General features: G+C 41.0%; 2 protein-coding genes. One reads left to right on the forward strand and one right to left on the reverse strand.

Going from position 1 to position 2,566, the window contains the following annotated elements; all coding sequences use genetic code 11:
• The first annotated feature begins 541 nt into the window (after positions 1-541).
• A complete protein-coding gene (locus L4C36_RS23585) occupies positions 542-1,405 on the forward strand; it encodes an alpha/beta hydrolase (protein WP_428480201.1) in 864 nt (287 codons plus the stop codon).
• 125 nt (positions 1,406-1,530) lie between these two features.
• Here the strand turns inward: L4C36_RS23585 and L4C36_RS23590 are convergent, their stop codons facing one another.
• Positions 1,531-2,082 carry a GNAT family N-acetyltransferase gene (locus L4C36_RS23590; RefSeq protein WP_428480202.1) on the reverse strand — a complete coding sequence of 184 codons (552 nt, stop codon included), beginning with the start codon at positions 2,080-2,082 and terminating at the stop codon, positions 1,531-1,533.
• Positions 2,083-2,566 lie beyond the last annotated feature (484 nt).

A 2,566-nucleotide genomic window follows, 5' to 3' on the forward strand; every position in this document is an offset into this window, starting at 1 on the left:
GCGCATATTAATCAGTATATACACCATTTACACAGGATAGCTTTTCTAACTGAGCAACACTGAGATTTATATACTTATATTCAATCAATCAATAAAATATAGCGCGTGAGTTTAATGTGCCATTTTCAACCCAAACCCGACCTGTCATAATATTGACGCGTGAGGCGAGTAATGTTTACAAATGCGTACGAATAATGGTTGTTTTGTGTCTTTTGTGACTCGAATCACGGGTCTTATTCTCTGAGTTCAAGTACCTCTTACTCTTTTATAACATCTCACATTTTGGTGGCTATCCTGCTTTTATTAAACCGTACACAACATGGCTCTCTTATTTATATTTGATACTTATCTCAGTATCATTTTATATCTATAGCTAATGATCCTCCTTCATCGTAATGTAGTTACACATTATTCGTTCACGTCTAATTGATTTTATTGTATTCATTTTCCGCTAGAACGATAGATGGCGATGGTCTACATGGCTTTCTATTTCAAATATTGATGTTGTTGCAATTAATTAGTGATAAGGATAGAACACTATATGCGTATGAAATTCGCAAAATCATGGATGTTTATACCACTCGTTCTCATTGCCGGCTGTAACAGCGGTGATAAAGAGCATGATTACTCTCGTTACGATCGCTATGGCGAACCGACATACCGCTTAACATCTGCATATACCATTGACCTGCTGAATCATAAAATCGGCACACATGAATACCCCACTTACGTTCACACGCCTGCGGATTACGACCCAGATGGACACCCTTATCCCGTCATTTATGCTACGGACGGACAGTGGACGAGTGATGAATATGACGCCATATTAGATGAACTAGGTACACAAGTGATTCTTGTAAGCATTGGCGAAGGGCCAATGAATCAAAGACAGCAAGATTACATCCAACCGGGTTTAGACAATTATTTTAAGTTTTTACGCAAAGAGCTCATCCCCCACGTTGAAAAAGATTACAACATTGACCCTAAGCAACGCCTGCTTGTCGGTTATTCTTTTGGTGGCAATATGGCTGCTTCCATTATGATGCTGGATGACCCCTTCAATCCTGTGTTTAGTGCCTATGCCGCGTATGATCCTGCCTTTCGACATACCTTTAATCACCAAATACATGAATTCAATGATTACTTCGACCAACTCGTTGATGATAGATATGCGGCATCCGAAACGTGGAATACCGAGTTACTCATGACGGGAGCCTTACAATCCACATTGACAGAAAATGTGAAAACACACTCAGCAAGACTTAACAACCGTGGATTCAAAGAGCTGAAAATTGAAACTGCGTATTTTGATGTTGACCATGACAGCATTGCCTTGCCGTCGTTCCGGTACACGGTTAACCATTTCTACCCAACGACGCCGATTCCAACGCCTACCGACAAGTAAATAATGAACAAAAAACCGCCTCGTTAGGGGCGGATTTTGCCTGTTGCTGGGTTCAAGTAATAAACACAGAGGCTCAAGCATGATCTCCGTGGGAATCGAGCTTGCTCACACCCAGGAGGGATCTTCTAGAATGACGTCACATGGTTTCTTGGCGGTATTTTAACACCAGACTCAATAGGAAAATACAGATGAGATTCTTCGACAATGCTGCCATCGCCGACCAGATTATTCACTTTACCTAAGTATATAAACCCCAGCTTTTGGTATAATGCGAAAGCCCTTTTATTCGTCAGCACTGTAGTCAGTTCAATGGCTCTGCACTGATTTTCTTTAGCATCATCAATGAGAATCTCAATAAGTTGCTTACCCAATCCTTGACCTTGATATTTTTCGGCAATCCCAATGCCTAATACTGGGAAATCAGACGCATACCACCAAAGGAAAAAATACGCGATAACGACACCTCTTTCATCAAGCGCGATATATACACGGTCTTCATCCAATATTGAACGAGAGATGACGTTATCAATTGTCTCATCATCATTGGYATGTGGTGTAAAGAAACCTTGTGCTGTTTCAGCCATCTCTTTCTGAAAGTTTTGAATTCTGAGTTGGTCGCTCTCTTGAAGCCGACGATAAGTGATATTGTCACTGTTTTTTAATGCTAATTTTTTCATCATCGCCCCATCAAAATCACTTTATAGCATTGATCTTACGGAATATTTACCCAGTATCCATGACGAACAACAGTCAGGCATGACATCCATACTTAAGCCATCACAATTTAATCATGACAGCCATATTTAAATCGTTTTAATCACATCCATCAACAACGCCTTTTCTTCAACAAACAGACGTATTTTGCCCTACAGTTTCCCTTACACCGACGACCAGCATGAATAATTGGGATCTGATCGCTGTCATATAGAGTGTTCACTCAATTTCTTGCATGACAAAGCCTAGCCACCTGGCTAGTCAAACATGGGAGGATGACGGTAAGTTTATCAGGCTGCGTTTAACAGCCGTCGGCAAGCGCTTAGTCCTTGAGTGCGTCGCTGACCGATATGATGGTGGTACTCTCGCAATAAGTGTTCCTTACCGACCGCGCCAGAAAAGTTTTTCTCTAGATAACAGGATAGTTCCAACCAATTTTCTTCACTT

Origin of the sequence: Photobacterium japonica (genome assembly GCF_050337005.1) — a bacterium.
Lineage (GTDB): Bacteria > Pseudomonadota > Gammaproteobacteria > Enterobacterales > Vibrionaceae > Photobacterium > Photobacterium japonica.